Source organism: Arthrobacter sp. FW306-2-2C-D06B (assembly GCF_021789175.1).
Lineage (GTDB): Bacteria > Actinomycetota > Actinomycetes > Actinomycetales > Micrococcaceae > Arthrobacter.
The window spans coordinates 4406684-4429983 of record NZ_CP084560.1; the positions used below are offsets into that span (position 1 = coordinate 4406684).

Consider the following 23300-nt stretch of genomic DNA (forward strand, 5'->3'; position numbering starts at 1 on the left):
GTGATGCGCGGAGGAATTGTGTTGGGGTCAGCTGGGGAGGTGGCCGGCGAAGCGGCGCAGGATGTCGCTCGGGCCGACCTGTCCGCCTTTGAGCAGGAGCCTGCACCTGCTGACGGCGGAGGCGCCGTCGGCTTTCAGGATGGGGCCTGCTGTGACGAACTGGTCGGACACCCGGAGTTGGCGTACGCCCATGGCGATGAGTGCATGGCTGGAGGTGTCGCCACCGCAGACGGCGATGTCACGGGTGAGCCCAGCGTTTGCCATCCTGGCGGCGATGCCACCGATGAGTGTGCCGACGTAGCCGGCGTCCACCGGTTTACTCGCACCGTAGCGGGGGTCCGCCGCTCCGCGGGTGGTGTGGACGACGACGTTCCTGCCTGCCCGGAGGGCAGCGGAGACCTGTTCGTCGAGAGCTGCCACGAGGGTTCTGTCATCGCGTTGCAGCAGTTCGGCAGGCACGGGAACTTCCTGCCAGCCATTGGAGGCAGCGTCGTTGATTTGTTCGGCTGTGGTGCTGGAGGCTGAAGCGCTGACGGCCAGTACCGGTCCGGCCGGGCGCTGCGGCCCGGGGGTACGTGGAGCCTGGTCCGAGATGGAGCGTGCCAGGGCTGCCATGATGCCGCCGGATCCGACGACGATGGATGGGCCGTGGCCGTGTTCTTCCCGTGTGAGGGCTTCTGCGATGGCGTCCATGTGGTGTTCGTCCACGGCGTCGACGACGAAGGCCTGCGCTCCGGGGTCCCGGCGCCGGTCGGCCCAGGCGTCCTTGAAGGTGCCGTCCTGGTAGGCGGGCAGGTGGATGGCCCCGGGCACCTGGGTTCCGCCGAGCTGTTCGGCCAGGACCTCGCGCAGGTCCGCCTCGGACATGGGGGTGGACGGGTGCCGGGACATCACCGGATGGCGGTCCAGCCGGTAGATTTTTCCGGCGTGGGTCGCGTAGTGGTTGCTGAAGGCGGTGTAACGGCCGAAGCCCGGCTGGGCCGGCACCACGGGAATGGGGCCGTGCAGGGGGAACTGCCCATGGAGCAGCTGGATCCCGCGGCCAATGCTTCCCACAGTGGTGGAGCTGTCGAACGTGGAGCAAACCTTGTACAGCAGCACCTCCAGGTTCAGGGCCGCAATCCCGGCAAGGTCGCGGGCTACCAGGTTGTCGAACGCCGTTCCGGACAGGGACCGTGCAGGCCCGGCGAACCCGACGACGTCGGTGTCGGTGGGCAGCGGCGCGTCCCCGATGACCAGGGCAGCTTCCAGGCCGTAGCGGTGGGATTGGGCCAGGACGTCGGCGGCTCCGGTGAGGTCGTCCGCGACGAAACCGAAAGCTGGCATGTCAGGCACCTTTCCCGAACGTCTGGACCGCATGCAACAGGGCGTCGTCTCCAGTTTCCGCCTGCCTGGCGGCTGCAGTCTGCAGCGGGACCCTGTCCACGGCTGCTTCCCATGCCTGGCGCAGGCTGCGCACTCCGGCGCCGGGACCGTCCGGGTGCGCGGCGACCCCGCCGCCGGCCAGCATCATCAGATCGGTGGAACCCACCGCGTCGAAAGTGGGGCCGGGAGTGGTGACGTTCTGCCCCGAGGACAACACGGGAACTGGTGTGATGGTCTGTCCCAGAGGTTCGAGCAGGCTGCGGATGTTGGCCGCGACTTCTTCGTCGAGTTCGTAGAACTTGCTGCCCAGGCCGCTGGCGTGCAGGTGGTCGGCGCCGGCAAGGCGGGCCATCTGCTGCCAGACCCGGTAGTCCATGCCCAGGGCTTTGGACCGCATGGAGGCGGCGAGGCCCGCGCGGTGGCCGTGGATGGGGACCTGGGCGAAGCTGCGGAGCAACGCAAGGGCCGGCATTCCCATCACGGGGATGTTCAGCATCACGCAGCGGCCACCGGACTCCACCACCAGGTCGTGGCGCTTTTGCAGGCCGGCAAGATCGCCGGTGATGTTGAAGGCATACATCGTCGAGTGGCCCGTGACCTGCTCGGCGGCACGGATTTCCTCGGTAGCGACCGCGACCCGGCGTTCCAGCGGCAGGTACTCCGGATCAGTCATCAGCTCGTCATCCTTGATCAGGTCGATGGAGGCCATCGCCAGATCCCGGACCACCAGCCTGAACTCTTCTTCCGAGAGCCCGACGTTGGGTTTGACGATGGTGCCGACCATGACGCCCTGAACGTCACTGATGAGCTTGCGCGTCCCCTCGATGCCGAAGGCCGGGCCGGGGTGGGCGGCGACGAAGTCTCCGGGCAGCTGCATATCCTGCAACCGGCAGGCATACAGATCGCCCAGTTCGAAAAGATTGCCTGCGATGGCAGTCTGCAAGGTGGCCAGGTCGGTGCCGATGTTCTCCATCGGGAAATCAACGGTCACCAGTGCGGCACGGACTTTTTCCGGGTTGGCCCGTGACGGCAGGGAGGGGCGGCAGAAGCCGAGCTCCTGGATATCGGCTATCCGGGCGGCGTGCCGTTCCCGGATCCGGGCGGATTCGCCAGGCACCGGCAGGAACGTGCCGCTGGACTGCTCACCCGCCATGATGGTGGCGGCCTTCTCGGGCTCAATCTCAGACTCTAGGTAATAGGTGCAACGCACCGAGCGCGGGTCGCGCATGGACTCTCCAATTCGAGGGGTTTTGGAACTCACGTATCCGACTGTCACCTGCAGGTACTTTCACTTCGCTCACGCGCCAATGCGGGCTCAAGCAGGTGACTCGCACTCCGTATCCATGGCATCTTCCGTGATCCCAGGGCCGAAGTTGTACGTACCTTTGATACGTACAATAATGGGTGGTGTAGGTCACGTCAAGACCAGTCGATAGCACCGCAACCCGCTGGGCACGCAGCGGGAGGGCTAAGATTTGCACAGCGGCATAGGAGTGAGCGTGAGTTTGGAACCAGCAGAAGCAGGATCGGAGCCGGCGGGACGCAGCGGTGGCCTGAACCGGGAAGCCGGAGGCCCCCTTCATGCCCAGATCCGGGACATCCTGCACCGGCAGATCGTGGACCTTGCGCTGCCCCCGGGCTCCTCCCTGCCCACCGAAGAGGAACTGCAAAGGCAATTCGGGGTCTCCCGCAGCGTCGTGCGCCAGGCCTTATCCGGCCTTGCCGACCTCGGCCTGATCCGGCGCCAGCGCGGCCGCGGCAGCGTCGTGGCCGCAACGCCCATCCTCCGCCGACATGTTCAGCGCGCCGGCGGCCTGGATGAGCAGGCAGCCGCGCACGGCCAGCGACTGCGCACCCATGTCCTCAGCGTGGAACCTTCCGAGCCGCCCCAGGCAGGCATCGAGGCCCTCAACACCACCAACACCTGGAAAATCGAGCGGGTCCGCTACCTCGACGATCTACCCGTCGCCTTCATGCGCACCTGGGTCCCGCGCGACTTCTTCCCGCACTTCACCGCGGAACTGCTCGAAAACGCCTCACTCCTTGGCCTGATGCGCGACCACGGCTACCACCCCGCCGGCGGACCACGCCAGGTACAGGCCGTGTCCTCCGATACTGACCTGGCACGAAGACTGAACATCACCACCCGCGAACCCCTGCTCCTGCTCCAAGGCGTCACCCGGGACGCCCTTGGCCACGGCCTCGAATGGTTCAACGTATGGCACAGCCCCAACACCGTCTTCGACGTCGACGCGCAAGTGACCAGCCAGCCAGGACGCGTCTCCCAAGAACACATCCGCCGCCTGCGCACCCTGACCCAACAACTCGAATCAGAACTAGCCGACCTCGAACGAGGAGCCCACTAAAGCGCGCCCCTGCCAAACGATCTCTGCGCGGTTGGGCTGAAGATGTGAGCGCGCGTCGGCGAAAATACCCCCAAAAGTGAGCGAGGGTCGGACGGGAGCTCCCTACGCCGGGGGCGCCGTAGATTCGCGGACCACAAGGTGCGTGGCGAGCTCCACCCGCCGGGAGTCCACCGCGTCACCCCGCATTTGGCGCAGGACAAATCGCAGGGCGGCGCGGCCCATCTCCTGCAGCGGCTGGGATACGGACGTCAGTGGGGGTACCGATTCCTCCGCTTGGTAGGTCCCGTCGAATCCCACCACGCTGATGTCCTCCGGGATGCGGATCTTTTGCCGACGCGCCTCGGCGAGTACGCCCAAGGCGATGCTGTCGCTTGCGGCGAAGATTGCCGTTGGGCGCTCTTCGAGTTGAAGCAGGGTTTTCATTCCCGCCACACCATTCTCGGAGCGGAAGGGTCCCGACAGGATGTAGCGCTCCTCGACGGGCACCCCCTTCGCCATCAGCGCCGCCATGTAGCCGTGCAGCCGGGCCTGGTTGCACTCGGCCGCTTCCGGCCCGCCCAGATAGGCGATCCTGCGGTGCCCGAGATCCAGCAGGTGGGCCGTGGCGGCCTTGCCCCCGGCCCAATTGCTGGCACCGACGCTGACCACGTCACCCGGCGGCGGGTTGAGCGGGTCGATGACAACAATTGGTATCTGCCGCCGTCGAAATGGATCCAATTGTGCCGAGCTGAACGCCGAGGTCACCACGATCATGCCGCTGCGGCCTTCATCGACGATCCGCTGCGCCCGTTGCTCGAGACTCAGCTTCGACGCCGATTGCTGGCCGGTGATGTTGAGCAGGACTTCGACGTCGGAGGCGGCCGCGTGCTCCAGCACGCCATTGAGCACTTCCACTCCATACGCCGAATTCAAGGTGTCGAAGACAACCTCCACCACGGGCCGGCGGCTGGCGGTGTTCTTTCGCTGAAGCGGCGACTTGTATCCCGTCCGCTCCAAAGCGGTCAGAACTTTGGCGCGCGTATCAGCCGCAACGTCCTCGCGCCCATTGACCACCTTCGAGACGGTCGGCATCGAGACGCCCGCTTCCCGGGCGATCGCGGCCAATGTCACCTTGGCGGGACTTTCGCTGCTGGCCATGGATCCTCACTCTTTCGAAATATTTCGTTGACATAAGTCTGAGCGGCCAGGCGAACAGAGTCAATCGCCATTTCGTAAAAGAGTTGAACTTTATGCCCGATTTGCCTTGACGGTGACCCACGCCACAGCTAAATTTGCGTAACGGACCGAAAATATTGTCGAAATATTTCGAAGATTCGGATCAAGCATATTCAGCGGCAGTGCAGCCTCGCTCCCCGAAGGCCGGACTCCCGAAACCAATAGCCGGGCAATCAGCGTCGAGCCCGGAGGACGAATGGAATTCTAAATGCTAAAACTCACGTTGCGCTCAGCGGCGATCGCCGTCACTGCTGCGGCCGTATCGATCTCCCTCGCAGCTTGCGGATCAAGTGGACCGGCAAGTTCAGCAGGAAACGCCGATTCGGCCACCATGTGGGGCCTTACGGGCGGTAACCAGCCCGTACTTCAGAAGTCCATCGATGCCTGGAACAAAGCCCACCCGGACGAGACCGTCAAGCTCGACTTCTTCGCCAACGACGCGTACAAGACCAAAGTGCGTACCGCCGTCGGCGCCGGCCAGGGACCTACCTTCATTTACGGTTGGGGCGGCGGCGTCCTGAAGTCCTATGTCGACTCCGGCCAGGTGGCCGACCTGTCGGACTTCGTAGCATCAAACCCCGATGTCAAGAACCGCTACCTGCCGTCCGTGCTCAAGAACGGCGTGATCGATGGCAAGACCTATGCCCTGCCCAACAACAACGTGCAGCCCGTCGTTCTTTACTACAACAAGGAAGTCTTCGACAAGATCGGCGTGCAGGCCCCCAAGACCTGGGACGATCTGATGGCATTGGTGCCGAAGTTCAAGGCTGCAGGAATCGCTCCCTTCTCCCTGGGCGGCCAGTCCAAGTGGCCTGACCTGATGTGGCTCGAATACCTGGTGGAGCGCATCGGCGGACCCGACGTCTTCGCGAACATCGCCGCCAACAAGCCCGGCGCCTGGTCCGATCCGGCCGTCAAGGAAGCCCTGAGCAAGATCCAGAACCTCGTGGACGCCGGCGGATTCGCCAACGGTTTCTCCTCCATCGCTGCCGACAGCAACGCGGACCAGGCCCTCCTCTACACCGGCAAGGCCGCAATGATCCTGCAGGGTGGCTGGATCTACCAGAGCATGAAGAAGGACGCCGCGGACTTCGTCAAGAACGGCAAGCTGGGCTACGTCACCTTCCCCGCCGTATCCGGCGGCAAGGGCGATCCGGCCAACGTCGTGGGCAACCCCTCCAACTTCTGGTCGATCTCTTCCAAGGCCACGGACAGCCAGAAGAAGGCAGCACTCGACTATGTCAAGAGCGGAATGTTCACCGACGCTGACACGCAGGCCTTGATCGACTCCGGAGCCGTTCCCGTCACCACCGGCATCGAAAGCAAGCTGGCCGCATCACCGGACAAGGACTTCCTGAGCTACGTGTACGGCATGGCCAAGAACGCCCCCAGCTTCACCCTCTCTTGGGACCAGGCCCTCAGCCCCGCCCAGGGAGACGCCATGTTGGCGAACCTGGACCAGATCTTCCTGAAGAAGATCAGCCCCGATCAGTTCGTCTCAACCATGAACGCAACGATCGGAAAGTAACCCGTGCCTACCTCAACCGGTTCTTCCCGGCGGGTCCTTGAAAAGGGCCCGTCGGGGTGGCTGGCCGCACCAGCCCTCGTCTTCTTCCTCCTCTTCGCCATCATCCCGCTCTTCGGCGTGCTCTTCCTCAGCTTCACCAAATGGGACGGGCTGGGCGAAATCAGGCTGGACGGCTTGTCGAGCTGGACCACGGTCCTGACTGATCCCGTCACAGGCAATGCCCTGTGGGTCACCGCCAAGATCATGTTCTTCTCTTTCATCGTCCAGGCTCCCATCAGCTTGCTCCTCGGGGTCTTCACGTCCGCATCCCAGAAATACCGTGCGGCCCTCGCCGTCCTCTACTTCGTGCCGCTGCTGCTGTCCTCCGCGGCCGTCGCCATCGCCTATAAGGCCCTCTTGGACCCGAACTTCGGCCTTGGCCCGGGCTTGGGCCTTCCATTCCTGGCCCAGGACTGGCTCGGCAACTCAGATCTGGTGCTGTTCGTCGTCGTCTTCGTCATCGCCTGGCAGTTTGTCCCGTTCCACACGCTCATCTACCAAGGCGGCGTACGCCAGATCCCGGCGTCGCTGTATGAAGCGGCCCAAATCGACGGCGCCGGGCGCGTCCAGCAGTTCTTCGCCATCACCTTGCCCCAGTTGAAGTACACGATCATCACGTCCTCCACCCTCATGGTGGTCGGCTCACTGGCCTACTTCGACCTCGTCTTTGTCCTCACCGGCGGCGGTCCCGGATACTCCACGCGGCTGCTACCGCTGCACATGTACCTGACTGGCTTCAAGGCCAACGACATGGGAGCGGCGAGCGCCCTGGGTGTCATCCTCGTGGTGATCGGCCTTGCCTTGGCCCTCCTCCTGCAAAGACTCGGTGGCAAGAACCGCAACGCAAGCCAATTGGAAGGTGCCTGATGGCTTCCACGACCCAGATTCCCGCACCGCCTGCAAGGCGCACCGCGCCAAGCAACAGGCAAGGCCGCAAGCATGGCGTCGGAGCGAAACGGACCAAGGGGCCCGGCCGGCTCCGTCCCAACTACCTGGGTGGGCTGGGCGGCTGGCTTTGGCTGGCGATCATCATCGTCCCCATCTACTACGTAGTGGTGACCAGCCTGAAGAACCAAGCCGGGTTCTTCACCTCGAACCCGATGATGCCACCCACCGAGCCGACGTTGGACAACTACAAGCTGGTCCTGGACAACGACTTCGCGATGTACTTCGCCAACAGCCTGATCGTCACTGTGGGCAGCGTCGTGCCGGCACTCTTGGTGTCGTTCATGGCCGCCTACGCGATCGTCCGGGGCAAGGGCCGCTTCCTGACGTGGACGAACAACACGTTCCTCCTTGGCCTGGCGATTCCCTTGCACGCCACGATCATCCCCATCTATTGGATGATCACCAAGGCCCATCTCTATGACACTTTGTTGGCGCTGATCCTGCCCTCCATCGCGTTCGCCATTCCCATTTCCGTCCTCATCCTGAGCAACTTCATGCGCGATGTTCCCAATGAGTTGTTCGAGTCCATGCGGCTCGACGGATGCTCGGACTGGGCCATGATGTGGCGCCTCGCGCTACCCATGACGCGGCCCGCCGTCGTGACCGTAGGCATCTACAACGCGCTCGGCGTCTGGAATGGCTTCCTCTTCCCGCTGATCCTGACCCAGAGCCCATCCACCCGCGTGCTTCCACTGTCCTTGTGGACCTTCCAGGGCGAATTCAGCGTGAACATCCCCGCCGTGCTGGCTTCCGTGGTGCTCGCCACCTTGCCGCTGCTGGTCATCTATGTGGTCGCCCGCCGCCAACTGCTCAGCGGACTGACCGCCGGATTCAGCAAATAGCCAACGCTCTTCTGAATTTCACGAAAGGAACACAATGACCCCCGCAAAGCCCTTGCGCGTCGGCATGGTCGGCTACGCGTTCATGGGTGCCGCCCACTCCCACGCCTGGCGGACAGCGCCGCGGTTCTTCGATCTCCCGCTGGACCCCCAGCTCACCGCGCTTTGCGGCCGGAACGACGACGGCGTCCGCGCCGCCGCGGGCAAGCTCGGCTGGGGATCGGTGGAGACTGATTGGCGCCGGCTTCTCGAACGGGACGACATCGACCTCATCGACATCTGCACCCCGGGCAACACGCACGCCGAGATCGCAATCGCGGCCCTCGAAGCCGGAAAACACGTGCTGTGCGAAAAGCCCCTCGCCAATTCGGTGGCGGAGGCAGAGCGCATGACCGAAGCCGCCCAGGCCGCAGCTCTTCGTGGCGTGTTCTCCATGTGCGGGTTCAGCTACCGCCGCACCCCCGCGTTGGCCCTCGCCAAGCGGATGGTCGAAGAGGGCCGCCTGGGAAAGATCCGGCACGTGCGGGCGCAGTACCTGCAGGATTGGCTCAGCGACGAAAATGCGCCCATGACGTGGCGACTGGACAAATCCAAGTCCGGATCGGGCTCCCTGGGCGACATCGGAGCGCACAGCATCGACGCAGCGCAGTGGGTCACCGGGCAGCAGATCACGGGCGTTTCCGCGCTCCTGGAAACTTTCGTCCACGAGCGGCCGTTGGCCGGTGATCTCGTGGGCCTCGGCGGCCACGGCGACGTCGGCGCGGATGCGCCACGCGGCACGGTCACCGTCGATGACGCCGCCATTTTCACGGCAAGGTTCGACGGCGGCGCTACTTCAGCGGGCGCCGTCGGGGTCTTCGAGGCCACGCGTTTCGCGCTCGGACGGAAGAACGCCATGCGACTGGAAGTCAACGGGACGAAGGCATCCCTCGCGTTCGACTTCGAAGAGATGAACGTCTTGTCCTTCTACGACGCCGCCGAATCCCCCGACGCCGGGTTCCGCCGGATCTTCGTCACCGAGCCCGAGCACCCCTACGCCGGCAACTGGTGGCCCACCGGGCATGGCCTCGGATACGAACACGGCTTCACGCACCAAGTAGTGGACCTCGTGACCGCGATCGGCGCAGGCAAGCAGCCCTCGCCGTCGTTCGCTGACGCTTTGCAAGTGCAAAAGGTGCTGGCCGCCGTGGAAGGCAGCGCCGCAGAGTCCAGCCGCTGGCAGAAAGTCTAGGAGGGAACCGCGATGAAAAGACCCATCACACTATTCACCGGCCAATGGGCCGATCTTCCCTTCGAAGAGGTCGCCCGGCTCGCGGGCGAATGGGGTTTCGACGGGCTGGAAATCGCCTGCTGGGGCGACCACCTCGACCCCTACCGTGCTTCCGTCGACGACGGCTACGTACAGGAACGCCTCGATATCCTCGAAAAGAACGGCCTTAAGGTCTTCGCGATCGCCAACCACCTCAGCGGCCAAGCGGTGTGTGACGACCCCATCGATGAGCGCCACCGGGACATCCTGTCCGATGAAGTCTGGGGCAATGGTGATCCCGAAGGGGTGCGTCAACGCGCTGCGGAGGCCATGAAGGTGACGGCACGGGCGGCGGCACGCCTCGGCGTCAAGACCGTCACCGGGTTCACGGGCTCCTCCATCTGGAAAGCAGTGGCCATGTTCCCGCCCGCCTCGGAGGCGATGATCGAACGTGGCTACCAGGATTTCGCGGACCGCTGGAACCCGATCCTCGACGTGTTCGACGAGGTGGGAGTCCGCTTCGCCTTGGAAGTCCACCCCTCCGAGATCGCCTACGACTACTGGACCGCAAAGCGCGCCCTGGAAGCTGTCGGCCATCGCGAGAGCTTCGGGCTGAACTTCGATCCGTCCCACTTCATCTGGCAGGACCTGGATCCGGTGATGTTCCTCCAGGATTTCGCACCGAAGATCTTCCATATGCACGTCAAGGAATCCATCCGCCAGCTCAATGGACGCAATGGCCGGCTCGGATCCCACTTGCCATGGGCGGATCCGCGGCGGGGCTGGGACTTCGTCACCGCAGGCCATGGGGACGTGAAGTGGGAGCCGATCTTCCGGACCCTCAACGCCATCGGCTACGACGGGCCTACCAGCGTCGAGTGGGAAGACGCGGGCATGGACCGGCTCGTGGGAGCGCCGCAATCCTTGGCCATGGTTCGGGAACTCGCCGCCATCGCCCCGCCGATCGCCGCTTTCGACGCAGCATTCTCAAGCCGCTGACCGTTCGTTTTATCCGGCCAATTTCTAAGCAAAGGAAACCATGACTGACAAGAAGACCGCCCTGGTGGTCCGTGGCGGCTGGGATGGCCATCAGCCATTCGAGGCCACAGAGCTCTTTATCCCATTCCTCAAGGACAACGGCTATGACGTTCGGGTGGAGGAATCTCCCAAGATATATGCCGATTCGGCATATATGTCCGGCGTGGACTTGATCGTGCAATGCGTAACGATGTCCACCATCGAGAAGGACGAATTCGAGGGCCTCCGCACCGCCGTCGAAAACGGCACCGGGCTCGCGGGCTGGCACGGTGGCATCGCCGATTCGTACCGGAACAACTCGGACTATCTGCATATGATCGGCGGCCAGTTCGCCTGCCATCCCGGCAAACATCCGGACGAACGCATCGGCGAGCAGTCGGACAACTACGTGCCGTACACGGTGAACATGCTCCAAGCTGCCGCGAGCCATCCCATCACGCAGGGCATCAGCGACTTCGAGCTGGTCACCGAGCAGTACTGGGTCCTCTCGGACGACTACATCGACGTCCTTGCCACCACCACCCAGAAGGTCCGCGAATGGGACCAGTGGAACCGGGAAGTCACCTCACCCGCCATCTGGACCAGGCAGTGGGGAAAGGGGCGGATCTTCGTGTGCACCCCCGGACACCGAGTGGAAATCCTCCAGGACAGCAACGTCCGCACGATCATCGAAAGGGGCATGCTTTGGGCAAGCCGTTAAGAGTAGGAATCATTGGCTGCGGCGCCATCATCGCCCAGTACCTCACAAACTTCCGCCGGCTGGAGGCCATCGACCTGGTGGCCGTGGCGGATCTCGATCCCGCGCGCGCTCAGGCGGTCGCGGATTCTTACGACGGCGTCCGCGCAGTCACCGTCGACGAGCTCCTGGCGGCGGACGACGTCGAGCTCGTCCTGAACCTCACCATTCCGGCCGCGCATGCGCCGATCGCTTTGAGGGCGATCGCCGCCGGCAAGAGCGTGTATGGAGAAAAGCCGCTCGCCGCGACGACCGCCGAAGCACGGCAAGTGCTCGACGCGGCGAGGGAGGCCGGCGTCGTTGTCGGCTGCGCCCCGGACACGGTGCTCGGTACCGGTATCCAGACAGCCCGCAAGGCAATCGATGACGGCCTGATCGGCGCGCCGATCTCGGCCACGGCGACCATGGTGACCCCGGGACACGAGCGCTGGCATCCCAACCCGGACTTCTACTACCAGCCCGGCGGCGGACCCCTGCTGGACATGGGCCCCTATTACGTGAGCGCCCTGGTGACGTTGCTGGGTCCGGTGGTCTCGGTCATTGGAGCCGCAAGCCACACACGGAACTCGCGCACCATTGGTTCGGGCCCGCGCGAGGGCGAGGTGATTCCGGTGACCATCGATTCGCACGTGACCGGCGTCCTGGTCCATGCCTCCGGCGCCTTGTCCACGCTAGTGATGAGCTTTGACGCGGTAAAAACCAAGTCGCCCAACATCGAGATCCACGGTGCGGCAGGGTCCCTGGTGGTTCCCGACCCGAACCACTTCGACGGCGACGTTGAGCTCTTCACGCTCGGTGCCGACTCCTGGCAGACGCTTCCGGTCTCTGCCGGCTACGTCGATTCAGGCCGGGGCTTCGGCATCGCCGACCTCGCCGCAACCCCGGCCGGGGCCGAACCACGTGCTGGCGGCCAACTGGCGTTCCACGCGCTGGAGGTCATGGAATCCGTGCTGGCATCTGCCCACAGCGGCTCAGCGGTGTCGATCGAAAGCACGGTTGCCCGGCCGGAACTCGTGGAGCTGACAGCCTTGGCGGCCCCGCTCGCGGAGGTTCAAGGAATCAGCTCGTAGGCCTGGCCCAATATTCTCCGGACTGAGGTTGCCGCTGCGCCCCTGAGGGCCCCCGTCTGTCCCAGTCCGGAGAACGCCAGGTTTCCTTCCGGGATCAATCCCGGTGCATGGTGATCCAGGCTCCGGTGCAGTGCGGGAGCGATCCATTCCTCCAGTACGGCGAAATGACCGCCGAGCACGACGGCGGAAACGTTCGCCACGCGCGCTGTGGAGGCGACCGCGATTCCGAGGTAGTGCCCGGCCTGTTCCACCGCTGACACGGCGCTCCCATCGCCGCCGGAAATGCGGCTCAGCAGCTGGTCCATCTGCTGGGACGTCACATCCTGATCGATTCCTGCTGCGGAATATATGGCCTCTTGGCCTGCGAACGTCTCAAGGCAACCGTGGCCGCCGCAAGCGCACAGGGGGCCGTCGGGATGCACCACCACATGCCCGATCTCACCGGCATGGCCTTGCGGGCCGGCGAACAGCTGGGAATCGATGATCAGCCCGCCGCCAACGCCGATTTCGCCGGAAATGTACAGGAAGTCCCGGAACCGGAAGCGGGCGCTTGTGGCGTGATCTGCGCCGTGGCCAAACCAGAGTTCCGCGAGCGCTGCGCTATTGGCCTCATTCGAGAGGGAGATTCCGAAGGGGGCTTCGGGCAGGAGCATGGGCAGCTCTTCGGAGAGCTCGACGTCGGCCCAGCCCAGGTTCGGCGCCCCCAGCACCACGTTCCGTTCCATATCCACCAATCCGGGCACGGTCAATTCCCCACCAAGAAGTTCGACGCCGTTGCGCGCCGCCTCTGTTGCCGCCCGCTGCGCCATGGTGACAAGGAGCGGCAGGATGTCGGAGGGCAAGCTCCCGCGGTTATGCCGTTCAACGGTTTCGTGGAAGGTCAGTTCCCCGGTGAAATCAAGGACTCCCACCGCGAGGTAGTCCACATTGATTTCCGCGGCCAAGGCACCGCGGGCCGGATTGAGGACAAGGCCGGTTCCCGGCCGCCCGCGTTCGCCGTCGCGGGTGACACTTGTTTCCCGCACCAGGCCGGATTCGAGCAAGTCGGTGACGATGCTCGAAACGGACGCTTTCGTCAGACCGCTTTCCGCGGCAAGCTGGGCACGGGTGGCCCCACCATTCCTCTGGATCCCGGCGAGCACAAGTGCCAGATTCTGCCTGCGGACATCACCCACCCTCCCGGGCGACGGCGTAGCGGACATGTTTCCTCCGGGATCCTGTCTTGACTGCGTGACTTACATCATCAATCAGGGATCCGCGGTTCAAGGCCATTTGGACCGTGCCGTGCGGCCTGGCGATGCCGCCGGGGGCTCCGCCCCTAGTCCGCAGGGTACCTGATTCCCGCTTGACTGCGTGCTTCATCCAGCAGGGACATGGTGGCCAGGGTATCTGCCAATGGCATGGTGGGGCTCTCGAGAAGGCCCTGCTGCAGGCAGCGGACTACTTCGCGCAGCTGGTATGTGTAGCCATGGCCGGCCGGGGTGAATTTTTCCACCCGTTGCTCGCCGGAGCTGGAGACAATGGTCAGCTCGCTTGGATTGAACAGCGGGGCGTTGCAGCGCAGCATGCCCTTCGTGCCGCACACTGTGGCCGTTTGTGGGGTCGCCGAAGTCAACGACGTCATGGCCTGGACCTGTGCACCGGAGGAATAAGACAGCGTCAGTGCAGTCTCGGAATCCACTCCGCCATCCGTGAGATGTGCCGTGGCCGTGATCGACTGCGGGTGACCGAGGCTGATCAGCGCCCAGGTCAGGGGATACACCCCAACGTCCATCAGGGCGCCTCCCCCGTCGTCGCGTCTCCACAACCGGGACTCCGGATGATACGGCGCTGGAAATCCAAGGTCTGCCTGCAACCACCGGATCTCGCCGAGTTCTCCGGATGCGATGATTTCGGCCGCCCGTTGCACGCTGGGCAGGAACCGAGTCCATACGGCTTCCATCAAGAACAGGCTTTTCTCCTGGGCCAGGCTGACCAGATCTGCTGCTTCGCGGGCGTTGATAGTCATCGGTTTCTCGCACAACACGTGTTTCCCGGCGTCGAGGGCCGCTTTCGCCACCACATAGTGGCTCGTGTGCGGCGTTGCCACGTAAACAACGTCTACCTCAGAGTCGTGGAGCAGGCGCTGGTAACCCTGGAGGCCGTCGTCGTCACCGTAAGCGCTCCGGAAGCCATGCTCCAAGGCAAACGCCTCCGCATTTTCCTGGGTCCGGGAACTGACGGACTGCAGCACGGCGTCGGGCAGGAGCGCGAGGTCTCCGACAACGGTGGAAGCGATCCGTCCGGTGGAAATGACTCCCCACCGGACGGGATTGCCCGAGGCAGGCACTGGGTCCTGATTCAGGGAATCAACAAGCGGAGTCCGGACGAGCAGCGGTTCAGTTGCCGGTGTCAACGCTGGCACTGACCTTCCTGTAGTTCTGGCCGATCAAAGCGCGGAAATCCGGCTCAGGCGTTGCATCCACGGCCACGGGCCAGTCCGGGCGGTGCCCTGCGAGCGCCCATTCCGCCTGCACCGCAGCGCCGCGGGCCACGTATTCACCGGGGCTCGGAACCACCACCGGCAGGTCGAACACCTGGGCCGCGATCCGTTGGACAGCAGGGTTCTGCACGGCACCGCCGATCAGGAGCAATCGCTCCGCACGGCCGCCCTGGTCACGCAGGGCATCCAGGCCCCCAGCGAGTCCGCACAGCATGCCTTCGATGGCCGCCCGGGCGATATTCGGCCGGGTGGTCGAAGCAATGCTGAGGCCGTGGAAACTGGCCTTCGCATGAGGCAGGTTGGGTGTCCGTTCCCCTTCGAAATACGGCACCAGCACCACACCTCCCGCACCGGGTTCGGCTTCGAGGGCGAGCCGGGAAAGCTCGGCGAAGTCGACGTCGAGCACTGCGGCAACCGAACTGAGCACACGGGCGGCATTCAGCGTCACGGCGATCGGCAGGTACTCCCCGCTCGCATCCGCGAAGCCCGCCACGGTCCCGCTCGCATCGTTCCCCGGGGAAGAGTCCACGGCGAACACGGTGCCGCTGGTACCCACGGACACCACGACGTCGCCGGGTCTGGCTCCGAGCCCAAGCGCGGCGGCGGCATTGTCCCCCGCCCCGACACCGAGCAGGATTCCGCTCCCTAACGATTCGCTAGCGCCGGTGCCGCCGAAACATGCCGGGTGCACCCGGCCTGCGGTTTCGCCGGGGCCCAGCACGCGGGGAAGAACGACGACGCCGGGCGCCGCCGTCGCTGACCCGCCCGAGGCTTCCCGGGCGTCCTGGCCGAACGCCAGTTTGAACAAGTCCAGATCGTAGCGTCCGGTCAGCGGGCTCCAGTAGCCGGTGCCGCTCGCATCCGAACGGTCAGTGGTGAGCTGGTCCAGGTCCGGCCCCAGCGGACTGGAGCCGGCCGGTCCGTACCCGCGAAGACGCCACGTGAGCCAGTCGTGCGGGAGCGCGACGGCGGCCACCCTCGCGATGCTTTCGGGTTCGTGATCCCTGATCCAGCGGATCTTCGTGATCGTGAACGAAGCCACTGGTACCAGCCCGGTCCGCCGGGCGAAGTCCTCCGCCCCTACTTCTGCGGTGAGGTCTTCCGCGGAGCCGGCCGAGCGTGTGTCATTCCACAGCAAGGCCGGCCGCACCACATTGCCGTCCCGGTCCAACAGCACCATGCCGTGCTGCTGGCCCGCTACGGACAGCGCGCTGACATCGGCGAGGCCGACGGCGTCGTCGAACGCTTCGGACAGCGCCCGCCACCACTCGTCCGGATGGACTTCCGTTCCCTCCGGGTGGCCCGCCCGGCCTTCGCGGACGAGGGCTCCGCTTTCAGCGTCCAGGACCACCACTTTGCAGCTTTGAGTAGAGGAATCAACCCCGGCAACCAGTGTCATGAGGTCAGCGCGCTCCGAGGAGGTGCTCGATGAAGAGCTGCTGGAGCTTCACGAATCCGAAGCCCTTACCGCCGAAGTAGGCATCGGCGTCGAAGTCCTCGTAGGCGGACTTGTCCGCACGCAACTGATCGTAGCCTTCGCCCGGGTTCAGGGTGGGTTCGTTGATTTCTGCCACGCGGGACGCCTGGAGGGCTTCCTGGACCTCGGGGTCGGCGCGGAATGCCTTGGCGCGCTCCTTGAGCAGCAGGTAGGTCTGCATGTTCGCAGCCGCAGAGTCCCACACGCCGTCAATGTCCTCGGTGCGGCTGGGCTTGTAGTCGAAGTGGCGCGGGCCCTGGTAGGAGGGGCCGCCGTCGGGGCCGCCGTTTTCGAGCAGGTCCACCAGGGAGAACGCGTTCTGCAGGTCGCCGTGGCCGAATACCAGGTCCTGGTCGAACTTGATGCTGCGCTGGCCGTTGAGGTCGATGTGGAAGAGCTTGCCCTGGTACAAAGCCTGGGCGATGCCATGCGTAAAGTTCAGCCCGGCCATCTGCTCATGGCCGGTTTCGGGGTTGATTCCCACGAGCTCCGGGCGCTCGAGCGTTTCGATGAAGGCCAGTGCGTGGCCCAGGGTGGGGAGCAGGATGTCGCCGCGGGGTTCGTTGGGCTTCGGTTCGATGGCGAAGCGGATGTTGTAGCCCTTGTCCGTGACGTAGTCGCCCAACAAGTTCACGGCTTCGCGGTAGCGCTCCAGCGCGCCGCGGATGTCCTTGGCGGCGTCGTATTCGCTGCCTTCACGGCCGCCCCACATGACGAAGGTTTCGGCGCCGAGTTCAGCGGCGAGATCGATGTTGTCCAGCACCTTACGCAGGGCGAAGCGGCGGACGCCGCGATCGTTGCTCGTGAAACCGCCGTCCTTGAAGACGGGGTGGCTGAACAGGTTGGTGGTGACCATGGGAACGATCATCCCCGTGGCCTTGAGGGCCCCTTGCAGACGGTCGATTTCGCGCTGGCGATCGGCGGCTGAGCAACCGAAGGGGAACAGGTCGTTGTCGTGGAAAGTGATGCCGTAGGCGCCAAGGTCGCTGAGCCGGTTGATGGCTTCCACGGTGTCCAGCGGCGGGCGGGTGGCCGAACCGAATTGGTCCTGTGCCTCCCATCCCACGGTCCAAAGGCCGAACGAGAACTTGTCTTCACGGGTGGGCTGAATCGTCATTGAGTGCTCCGGGTGGCTTGATGGATTTGTTTCGCTATCCAACATATTACGAATATCTGTGATGTCAACCACGTGGAGTCAATAAAATTCTTCATTCCAGTAATGAAAAATACCCGAAAGATCTGGCGCCGCGGCAATCCAACCGTTATGTTGTTGTGGACATCAAATAAGGCCGCGAGGCACTCGAACGAAGGATCAACCGTGACTGATCAGCTGGTGGCGGAACGCAACTGGGCAGGAAACTACAGCTACCAGGCACCGCAGCTCGCCCATCCCGCCAGCGTGGAGGAGCTCCAAGGGCTCGTGGCAGGCGCCAGGAAGATCCGCGCGCTCGGGTCCCGCCATTCCTTCAACTCCATCGCGGACACGGCCGGCACACTCGTGGTGCTGGACCGCCTTGATCCGGCCATCAGCGTGGACGCGGCGAACATGACCGTCACGGTGAGCGGTGGCACGCGTTACGGAACGCTCGCGGCGGAACTCCATCGCCAGGGCTTCGCCCTTCACAACCTCGCATCGCTCCCCCACATTTCGGTGGCGGGAGCTGTCGCCACCGCCACGCACGGATCCGGGGACGCCAACGGCAACCTGGCCACCGCCGTCGCGGGCCTTGAATTGGTCACTGCGGACGGCAGCATTCTCAGCGTGCGCCGCGGCGACGAGGATTTCGAGGGCATGGTGGTGGGACTCGGCGCACTCGGCATCGTCACCAAACTGACCCTGGACATCCAGCCAAGCTTCGACGTCGCCCAGAGCGTCTTCGAAAACCTCAACTGGGATCTCGTCCTGGAAAACTTCGACCGGATAACCTCCTCTGCGTATAGCGTCAGCCTCTTCACCGACTGGAGCGGAGAGACGGTGGGCCAGGCGTGGCTCAAGCGGCGCAGCGGCGATCCCGCGACGGAAACGCCGGAATTCTTCGGCGGCACCCCCGCAACGGACGCCCGGCACCCCCTCCCCGGCGTGTCAGGCAGCAACTGCACCCAGCAACTCGGCGTTGCCGGGCCGTGGTCCGACCGGCTGGCCCATTTCAGGATGGAATTCACTCCGAGCCAGGGCGACGAGCTGCAGAGCGAGTACCTCATCCCCCGTGAACACGCCGTGGACGCCCTCCGCACCATGCGCAGGCTCTCCGACGTCGTGACTCCGCTGCTGCTGATTGGCGAAATCCGCACGGTGGCTGCCGACCAGCTCTGGCTGAGCGCCAACTACGGCCGCGACGGCATCGGCTTGCACTTCACCTGGCGCCAGGACCAGCCGGCGGTCGAAGCCATCCTGCCGCTGCTTGAGGCGGAATTGGCTCCGTTCGCGGCGAGGCCGCACTGGGGCAAGCTGTTCGACGCCGGTGCTGCCGCCGTCGCGCCTTTGTACCCTCGCTTCGGCGACTTCATCGCCCTGGCCGAGCGGCTGGACCCTTCCGGAAAGTTCCGCAACGACTTCCTGGACCGCACGGTGTTTGGGAGCTGATATTGTCGCGATGATGCCCTCCCCCACCCCGAATCCCGTCACCGTCAGCGAGCCCGATCCGTCGCGGCGAAACAACTTGGCGCTGCTGACCTCCCTTGTCCATCACAACGGTGGTCTCAGCCGCGCCCAGCTGACCAAGCGGACCGGCCTGAACCGGTCCACGGTAGGGACGCTCATAGGGCAACTTGTGAACTTGGAAGTGGTCTACGAGACGGCGCCTTCCGGTGAAGCCCAGGTGGGCAGGCCCAGCCCGATCGTCCATCCGCGGCCCTCCATCGCCGCCCTGGCGGTCAACCCCGAGATCGATGCCGTCACCATCGGCCTTGTCGGCCTTGGGGGGAAGGTCCAGAAGAAGATCCGTTTCGACACGGAGCGGATACCCACGGCCAAAGAGGCCGTGAACATCGCAGCCGCAGTGATCGCCGGAATGCGGTCCGAACTCGACACTTCGTACCGGGTCATGGGCGTGGGCATCGCGGTGCCCGGGCTCGTCAACCGCGACGACGGCGTGGTCCGGCACGCCCCGCATCTGGGCTGGCGCGATGAACCCATAGCCCGAATGCTCAGCGAAGCCACCGGATATCCCTGCCACGCGGCCAACGACGCATCGCTCGGCGCTGAGGGCGAACTCCTCTTCGGCGCTGGCGCGGGCCAGAAGAACTTGATCTTCCTCAACGGCGGTGCCAGCGGCATCGGCGGGGGGATCATCGCTGACGGGGAATTGCTTCGCGGAACATCAGGCTACGCCGGGGAACTTGGACACACGTTTGTCCGCTCGTCCGGCAAACCTTGCCACTGCGGTGCCACGGGCTGCCTTGAAACCGAAGTCTCCCAGTCACCCCTTTTCGAACTCGCCGGGCTTGGTGGCGGCGACGCGGGCCAACTCGAACAAGCGCTGCGGGCGAACAGCAGCGAAGCAGTGGGCGCCGAAGTGGCGCGCCAGCTCGAATATCTCGGCATCGCCTTGCGAAATGCGGTGAACACCTTCAACCCGGAAGCGATCGTCCTCGATGGCTTCCTTGGAGTCATGCACGCCTTGTCTCCCGGGACACTGGACAGCCTGCTCCGATCCCAGGCAATGGACGGCCCGGCAGGCCAGGTAAAGATCTACAGGGCTGCCCTCGGCTCGGATCTGATGATGATCGGAGCGGCGGAACTGGCCTTCGCGCTCTTCCTCGCGGACCCCGCCGGCGCCTTCTCCGGTCGCACTTCCTAATCCCCCTCCCAGTCAGGTCACCTATGCCGAATCAAGCTCGCTCGCTCAATCAGGAACGCTCGCTGAACCAGGAACCGCGTCACCGTGCACCAGCGCCCATGGGCGAACACTTCGAACTCAAAGCCATGATCGGCGGCGTTAGCCAGCGCGCCGTCGTGACGGAAATCGCCGCCAGCCTGCGGGAGCTCGACGTCGACGGCGTGGCGCTGGTTCAGGACTATCCCGTCGATGCCCAACCGCCATGGTGCGCAGGCTGGGTCCTGGTCCCGTGGCCAAACCGCGTGGCTGGCGGCGCGTGGAGCTACGACGGCGTCGCCCAACAACTGGATATCACCGAAGCGGACAAAGGCAACGCCTTGCACGGATTGCTGAAGCACACTCCGTACAGCGTCGGCGCCCGCACCGTTGACAGCATCACGCTCGACGCCGGCATCTCGCCGCAGCCGGGGTACCCCTTCGAGCTGTCGACGTCGGTCCGCTATCAACTCCTGGAGGACGGCCTGCTGGTCACGCACCGACTGGAAAACCCGGGCCACCGGTCCGCGCCCGTCGCGCTCGGTGCGCATCCTTTCCTCAGACTGGGCAGCCTGCCGACGGAAGAACTCACGCTCTACATCAACGCTGATACCCACATCGAAGTGGATGAACGCCTGAACCCGAGCGGAATCACCACGGACGTCAGCGGAACCAGGAACGACTTCCGTGCCGGGCAGCTGGTGGGCGCCGTTGACCTCGACGACGCCTGGGGCGACGTCCGCCGCGAGGACGATGGAAGCTCACTGCACTTTCTCGAAGCGCCGGACGGCAGGCAAGTCCAGATGTTCATGGATGCCTCCTTCGGCTACGTCCAGGCCTTTACCACCACGGAGTTCGCAGCCGACGGCGGCATGGTGACCGCCGTCGCGGTTGAACCCATGACGGCGCCCGCCGATGCCTTCAACAGTGGCGAAGGCCTGCGCTGGCTGGAACCCGGGGAGGTCTGGGAAGCCAGCTGGGGAATCCGGTACCTGACGACGCGCAAATAGCCAGCCGCGAACGCTACTTCCCCGTCGGCCACCCCGTGTACGACTCCGCCAAGTACGCCCGGGCGTGCCGGGAGGACACTACGGAATGGAGTTCGCCGAGCTGGCGCGCCCGGCCGAAGTCGTCCGCGCCCGGAACGGTGTGCAGCATGGACGTCATCCAGTAGGAGAAGTGCTGGGCCTTCCAGACGCGTTCCAGCGCACGGTTGCTGTAGGACTCGAGCAGCGCGTTGGAGCCGTTCGAGTAGAAGGACTCGAGGCCTTCGAAGAGCACTTTGACGTCATGGAGAGCCAGGTTCAGCCCTTTGGCGCCCGTCGGCGGGACGGTGTGGGCTGCGTCGCCGGCGAGGAATAGCTTCCCGTGGCGCATGGGGGTGTGGACGAAGCTGCGGAACGGCAGGACCATCTTCTCGAGGACCGGCCCCTCCTTGAGCTCAAAGCCGTTTCCGTTGACGCGTTTGCGGAATTCGGACCAGATGCGCTCGTCGTCCCAATCGGCAACGTTTTCCTTGGGGTCGCACTGGAAGTACATGCGCTGTACCGTCTCCGTGCGTTGGCTGATCAGGGCGAAGCCACTCTCGGAATTGGCGTAGATCAGTTCATCTGAGCTCCGCGGAGCCTGCGTGAGGATGCCGAACCAGGCGAACGGGTATTCGTGGAAGTACCACTTGCGGTTGGCCTCGGGGATCTGGAAACGGCAGTGGCTGCGGGAACCATCGGCGCCTACCAGGTAGTCCGCCTGGATCTCGAATTCCTGGCCCTCGACGTCGGTGAACCAGACTTTCGGTTTGCCTTCGAGGTCATGGATGGAGGTGTCCGTGACGCTGTACCGGACGTCGCCGCCGTCGTCCTTACGCCGTGCGGCGAGGTCGAGGAAGACGTCAGTTTGCGGGTAGAGCCACACCGATTCCCCGACGAGCTCCTTGAAGTCGATCCGGTGGCTTTCACCGTTGAAGCGCAGTTCGATCCCGTCGTGCCTGTCGCCGTCGCGCAGCACGCGGTCGGAAACGCCGCTTTCCACGAGCAGGTTCACGGAGCCGTGCTCCAGGATGCCCGCACGGACAGTTTCGGCGATCTGCTGATGGCTGCGGACCTCGACGACGGTGGATTCGATCCCCGATTTCGCCAAAAGGTGGGAAAGCATGAGGCCGGCCGGGCCTGCGCCCAGGATGGCCACTTGGGTGGTGATGATCTTACGTGCCATGGTGTGCCTCGCTTCATTGCGGAACCGCGCCTGGAGGGCTGCGGTGGGTTCTGCTGATCAGTGTGACCCCCACCGCATGGTCGGCGTTATATGAATTCCGTTGAACGGAAACGCTTAGGCGTCTCGCAGGAGCCCGCTGTTCCGCTGCTCCCCGAGCTGGCGAGCGATGCCGCGGGCAGCCGTCTGCAGCGCGGGAACCAACGCCTGCAGGCGCATTTCAGCGAGAGGAACCACGACGCCGAGCGCAGCCACCGTGCCCTGTTTGCCGTCCGTGACCGGCACCGCGATGCCCCATGTGTCCGGATCCACCACGCCCGCGAGCTGCGCATACCCTAGCTGGGCGGTTTCGGCCAACAGGTGACGGACGACGTCGGCCGTCACCTTTCCCGCGGGGTCGCTGAACTGTTTGAGGTACTCGGCCTGCAGTTCCCGTGGTTGGCTAGCCATCAACGCCAACCCGGCCGAGGAGATGTGAACCGGCATGCGGCCGGCAATGCGGGCGCGGTTGGCCACGGATCCCCGGCGGGACAGCCGCTCCACGAACAATGCCTCCCAGCCGTCGAGCACGGCAAGGTTCACGTTCTGGTTCAGGACCTGCTGGATGTCTTCCATGAACGGCAGGGCGGCCTGCCGGAGGGCCAAGGTGGGTGAATTCCGATTGACGAGCTCCCATAACCGCAGGCCCAAACGGACATTTCCGCCAGTGCCGAGTTCAAGGAGTCCGTGATCGGCGAGCTGCCGGACCAGGCGATGGGCGCTTGAGAGTGGCAAGCCCGTGGTCCCAGCGAGTTCGGAAAGCCGCAGGGATGTGGAGCCTTCGGGGAAGGCTCCAATGATCCGGACAATGCGATCCACGACGGAATCACCGGATGCCGAGTTGGCCACGGAGCGCATCCCACCTTCCTGTGGATTCCATTGAATG

20 protein-coding genes are annotated in these 23300 nt (G+C 64.5%); 11 read left to right on the top strand and 9 right to left on the bottom strand.

Going from position 1 to position 23300, the window contains the following annotated elements; genetic code table 11:
- Positions 1-27: 27 nt before the first annotated feature.
- Together LFT47_RS20590 and LFT47_RS20595 are read right to left on the bottom strand one after the other, a co-directional pair.
- Positions 28-1326, bottom strand: coding sequence for a four-carbon acid sugar kinase family protein (locus LFT47_RS20590; protein WP_236813669.1), 1299 nt, complete (start codon positions 1324-1326; stop codon positions 28-30).
- Position 1327: 1 nt separating this feature from the next.
- Positions 1328-2593, bottom strand: a complete 1266-nt coding sequence (locus tag LFT47_RS20595) for a RuBisCO large subunit C-terminal-like domain-containing protein (RefSeq protein WP_336885443.1) — start codon at positions 2591-2593, stop codon at positions 1328-1330.
- A 271-nt stretch (positions 2594-2864) separates the two neighbouring features.
- On the opposite strand from LFT47_RS20595, the gene LFT47_RS20600 reads away from it, so the two are divergent.
- Positions 2865-3731, top strand: a complete 867-nt coding sequence (locus tag LFT47_RS20600; protein ID WP_236813673.1) for a GntR family transcriptional regulator — start codon at positions 2865-2867, stop codon at positions 3729-3731.
- Between the two features lie 102 nt (positions 3732-3833).
- On the opposite strand, the gene LFT47_RS20605 is transcribed toward LFT47_RS20600, so the two are convergent.
- Positions 3834-4868, bottom strand: a complete 1035-nt coding sequence (locus LFT47_RS20605) for a LacI family DNA-binding transcriptional regulator (protein WP_236813675.1) — start codon at positions 4866-4868, stop codon at positions 3834-3836.
- Between the two features lie 286 nt (positions 4869-5154).
- On the opposite strand from LFT47_RS20605, the gene LFT47_RS20610 reads away from it, so the two are divergent.
- The 7 genes from LFT47_RS20610 to LFT47_RS20640 are packed head-to-tail and all read left to right on the top strand — an operon-like array spanning position 5155 to position 12393.
- Positions 5155-6474, top strand: a complete 1320-nt coding sequence (locus LFT47_RS20610; protein WP_236813677.1) for an extracellular solute-binding protein — start codon at positions 5155-5157, stop codon at positions 6472-6474.
- A 3-nt stretch (positions 6475-6477) separates the two neighbouring features.
- The gene (locus LFT47_RS20615; protein ID WP_236813679.1) at positions 6478-7380 is read left to right on the top strand and encodes a carbohydrate ABC transporter permease; all 903 of its coding nucleotides are present in this window, start codon (positions 6478-6480) and stop codon (positions 7378-7380) included.
- Positions 7380-8303 carry a carbohydrate ABC transporter permease gene (locus LFT47_RS20620; protein WP_236813681.1) on the top strand — a complete coding sequence of 308 codons (924 nt, stop codon included), beginning with the start codon at positions 7380-7382 and terminating at the stop codon, positions 8301-8303. The genes LFT47_RS20615 and LFT47_RS20620 overlap by 1 nt, the downstream gene beginning before the upstream one ends.
- A gap of 34 nt (positions 8304-8337) precedes the next feature.
- On the top strand, positions 8338-9531 hold the full coding sequence (locus tag LFT47_RS20625) for a Gfo/Idh/MocA family protein (RefSeq protein WP_236813683.1): 1194 nt from the start codon (positions 8338-8340) through the stop codon (positions 9529-9531).
- Positions 9532-9543: 12 nt separating this feature from the next.
- Positions 9544-10548: a sugar phosphate isomerase/epimerase family protein gene (locus tag LFT47_RS20630; RefSeq protein ID WP_236813685.1), complete on the top strand. Its 1005-nt coding sequence runs from the start codon at positions 9544-9546 to the stop codon at positions 10546-10548.
- Between the two features lie 40 nt (positions 10549-10588).
- Positions 10589-11287, top strand: a complete 699-nt coding sequence (locus LFT47_RS20635; protein ID WP_236813687.1) for a ThuA domain-containing protein — start codon at positions 10589-10591, stop codon at positions 11285-11287.
- Complete coding sequence (locus tag LFT47_RS20640; RefSeq protein ID WP_236813689.1) at positions 11272-12393, top strand: Gfo/Idh/MocA family protein; 1122 nt, start codon at positions 11272-11274, stop codon at positions 12391-12393. The genes LFT47_RS20635 and LFT47_RS20640 overlap by 16 nt, the downstream gene beginning before the upstream one ends.
- On the opposite strand, the gene LFT47_RS20645 is transcribed toward LFT47_RS20640, so the two are convergent.
- From LFT47_RS20645 to xylA, 4 genes are all read right to left on the bottom strand, one after another.
- Positions 12375-13595 carry an ROK family transcriptional regulator gene (locus tag LFT47_RS20645; protein ID WP_236813691.1) on the bottom strand — a complete coding sequence of 407 codons (1221 nt, stop codon included), beginning with the start codon at positions 13593-13595 and terminating at the stop codon, positions 12375-12377. The two genes, LFT47_RS20640 and LFT47_RS20645, sit on opposite strands and share 19 nt — an antisense overlap.
- 116 nt (positions 13596-13711) lie before the next feature.
- Complete coding sequence (locus LFT47_RS20650; protein ID WP_336885423.1) at positions 13712-14797, bottom strand: Gfo/Idh/MocA family protein; 1086 nt, start codon at positions 14795-14797, stop codon at positions 13712-13714.
- A complete protein-coding gene (gene xylB, locus LFT47_RS20655; protein WP_236813693.1) occupies positions 14772-16274 on the bottom strand; it encodes a xylulokinase in 1503 nt (500 codons plus the stop codon). Before xylB ends, LFT47_RS20650 begins: the two co-directional genes overlap by 26 nt.
- Positions 16275-16278: 4 nt before the next feature.
- Complete coding sequence (gene xylA, locus LFT47_RS20660; RefSeq protein ID WP_236813695.1) at positions 16279-17469, bottom strand: xylose isomerase; 1191 nt, start codon at positions 17467-17469, stop codon at positions 16279-16281.
- A 147-nt stretch (positions 17470-17616) separates the two neighbouring features.
- Between xylA and LFT47_RS20665 the strand changes: the two genes are divergently transcribed.
- From LFT47_RS20665 to LFT47_RS20675, 3 genes are read left to right on the top strand one after another with little or no spacing between them, the layout of a single operon-like run.
- Positions 17617-18936 carry an FAD-binding protein gene (locus tag LFT47_RS20665; protein ID WP_442863482.1) on the top strand — a complete coding sequence of 440 codons (1320 nt, stop codon included), beginning with the start codon at positions 17617-17619 and terminating at the stop codon, positions 18934-18936.
- Positions 18937-18946: 10 nt separating this feature from the next.
- Positions 18947-20152, top strand: coding sequence for an ROK family transcriptional regulator (locus tag LFT47_RS20670; RefSeq protein WP_236813700.1), 1206 nt, complete (start codon positions 18947-18949; stop codon positions 20150-20152).
- Positions 20153-20175: 23 nt separating this feature from the next.
- A complete protein-coding gene (locus tag LFT47_RS20675; protein ID WP_236813702.1) occupies positions 20176-21177 on the top strand; it encodes an aldose 1-epimerase family protein in 1002 nt (333 codons plus the stop codon).
- Positions 21178-21190: 13 nt separating this feature from the next.
- On the opposite strand, the gene LFT47_RS20680 is transcribed toward LFT47_RS20675, so the two are convergent.
- Together LFT47_RS20680 and LFT47_RS20685 are read right to left on the bottom strand one after the other, a co-directional pair.
- Positions 21191-22378: a 4-hydroxybenzoate 3-monooxygenase gene (locus LFT47_RS20680; protein ID WP_236813704.1), complete on the bottom strand. Its 1188-nt coding sequence runs from the start codon at positions 22376-22378 to the stop codon at positions 21191-21193.
- A gap of 114 nt (positions 22379-22492) precedes the next feature.
- Positions 22493-23263: an IclR family transcriptional regulator gene (locus LFT47_RS20685; RefSeq protein ID WP_236813706.1), complete on the bottom strand. Its 771-nt coding sequence runs from the start codon at positions 23261-23263 to the stop codon at positions 22493-22495.
- Positions 23264-23300 lie beyond the last annotated feature (37 nt).

Bases quoted from the DNA above. Each gene is read 5' to 3' on its own strand.
- LFT47_RS20590 (WP_236813669.1), bottom strand. From the start codon at position 1,326: ATGCCAGCTTTCGGTTTCGTCGCGGACGACCTCACCGGAGCCGCCGAC.
- LFT47_RS20595 (WP_336885443.1), bottom strand. From the start codon at position 2,593: ATGCGCGACCCGCGCTCGGTGCGTTGCACCTATTACCTAGAGTCTGAG.
- LFT47_RS20605 (WP_236813675.1), bottom strand. From the start codon at position 4,868: ATGGCCAGCAGCGAAAGTCCCGCCAAGGTGACATTGGCCGCGATCGCC.
- LFT47_RS20610 (WP_236813677.1), top strand. From the start codon at position 5,155: ATGCTAAAACTCACGTTGCGCTCAGCGGCGATCGCCGTCACTGCTGCG.
- LFT47_RS20620 (WP_236813681.1), top strand. From the start codon at position 7,380: ATGGCTTCCACGACCCAGATTCCCGCACCGCCTGCAAGGCGCACCGCG.
- LFT47_RS20625 (WP_236813683.1), top strand. From the start codon at position 8,338: ATGACCCCCGCAAAGCCCTTGCGCGTCGGCATGGTCGGCTACGCGTTC.
- LFT47_RS20630 (WP_236813685.1), top strand. From the start codon at position 9,544: ATGAAAAGACCCATCACACTATTCACCGGCCAATGGGCCGATCTTCCC.
- LFT47_RS20635 (WP_236813687.1), top strand. From the start codon at position 10,589: ATGACTGACAAGAAGACCGCCCTGGTGGTCCGTGGCGGCTGGGATGGC.
- LFT47_RS20645 (WP_236813691.1), bottom strand. From the start codon at position 13,595: ATGTCCGCTACGCCGTCGCCCGGGAGGGTGGGTGATGTCCGCAGGCAG.
- xylB (WP_236813693.1), bottom strand. From the start codon at position 16,274: ATGACACTGGTTGCCGGGGTTGATTCCTCTACTCAAAGCTGCAAAGTG.
- xylA (WP_236813695.1), bottom strand. From the start codon at position 17,469: ATGACGATTCAGCCCACCCGTGAAGACAAGTTCTCGTTCGGCCTTTGG.
- LFT47_RS20665 (WP_442863482.1), top strand. From the start codon at position 17,617: ATGTTGTTGTGGACATCAAATAAGGCCGCGAGGCACTCGAACGAAGGA.
- LFT47_RS20670 (WP_236813700.1), top strand. From the start codon at position 18,947: ATGATGCCCTCCCCCACCCCGAATCCCGTCACCGTCAGCGAGCCCGAT.
- LFT47_RS20675 (WP_236813702.1), top strand. From the start codon at position 20,176: ATGCCGAATCAAGCTCGCTCGCTCAATCAGGAACGCTCGCTGAACCAG.
- LFT47_RS20680 (WP_236813704.1), bottom strand. From the start codon at position 22,378: ATGGCACGTAAGATCATCACCACCCAAGTGGCCATCCTGGGCGCAGGC.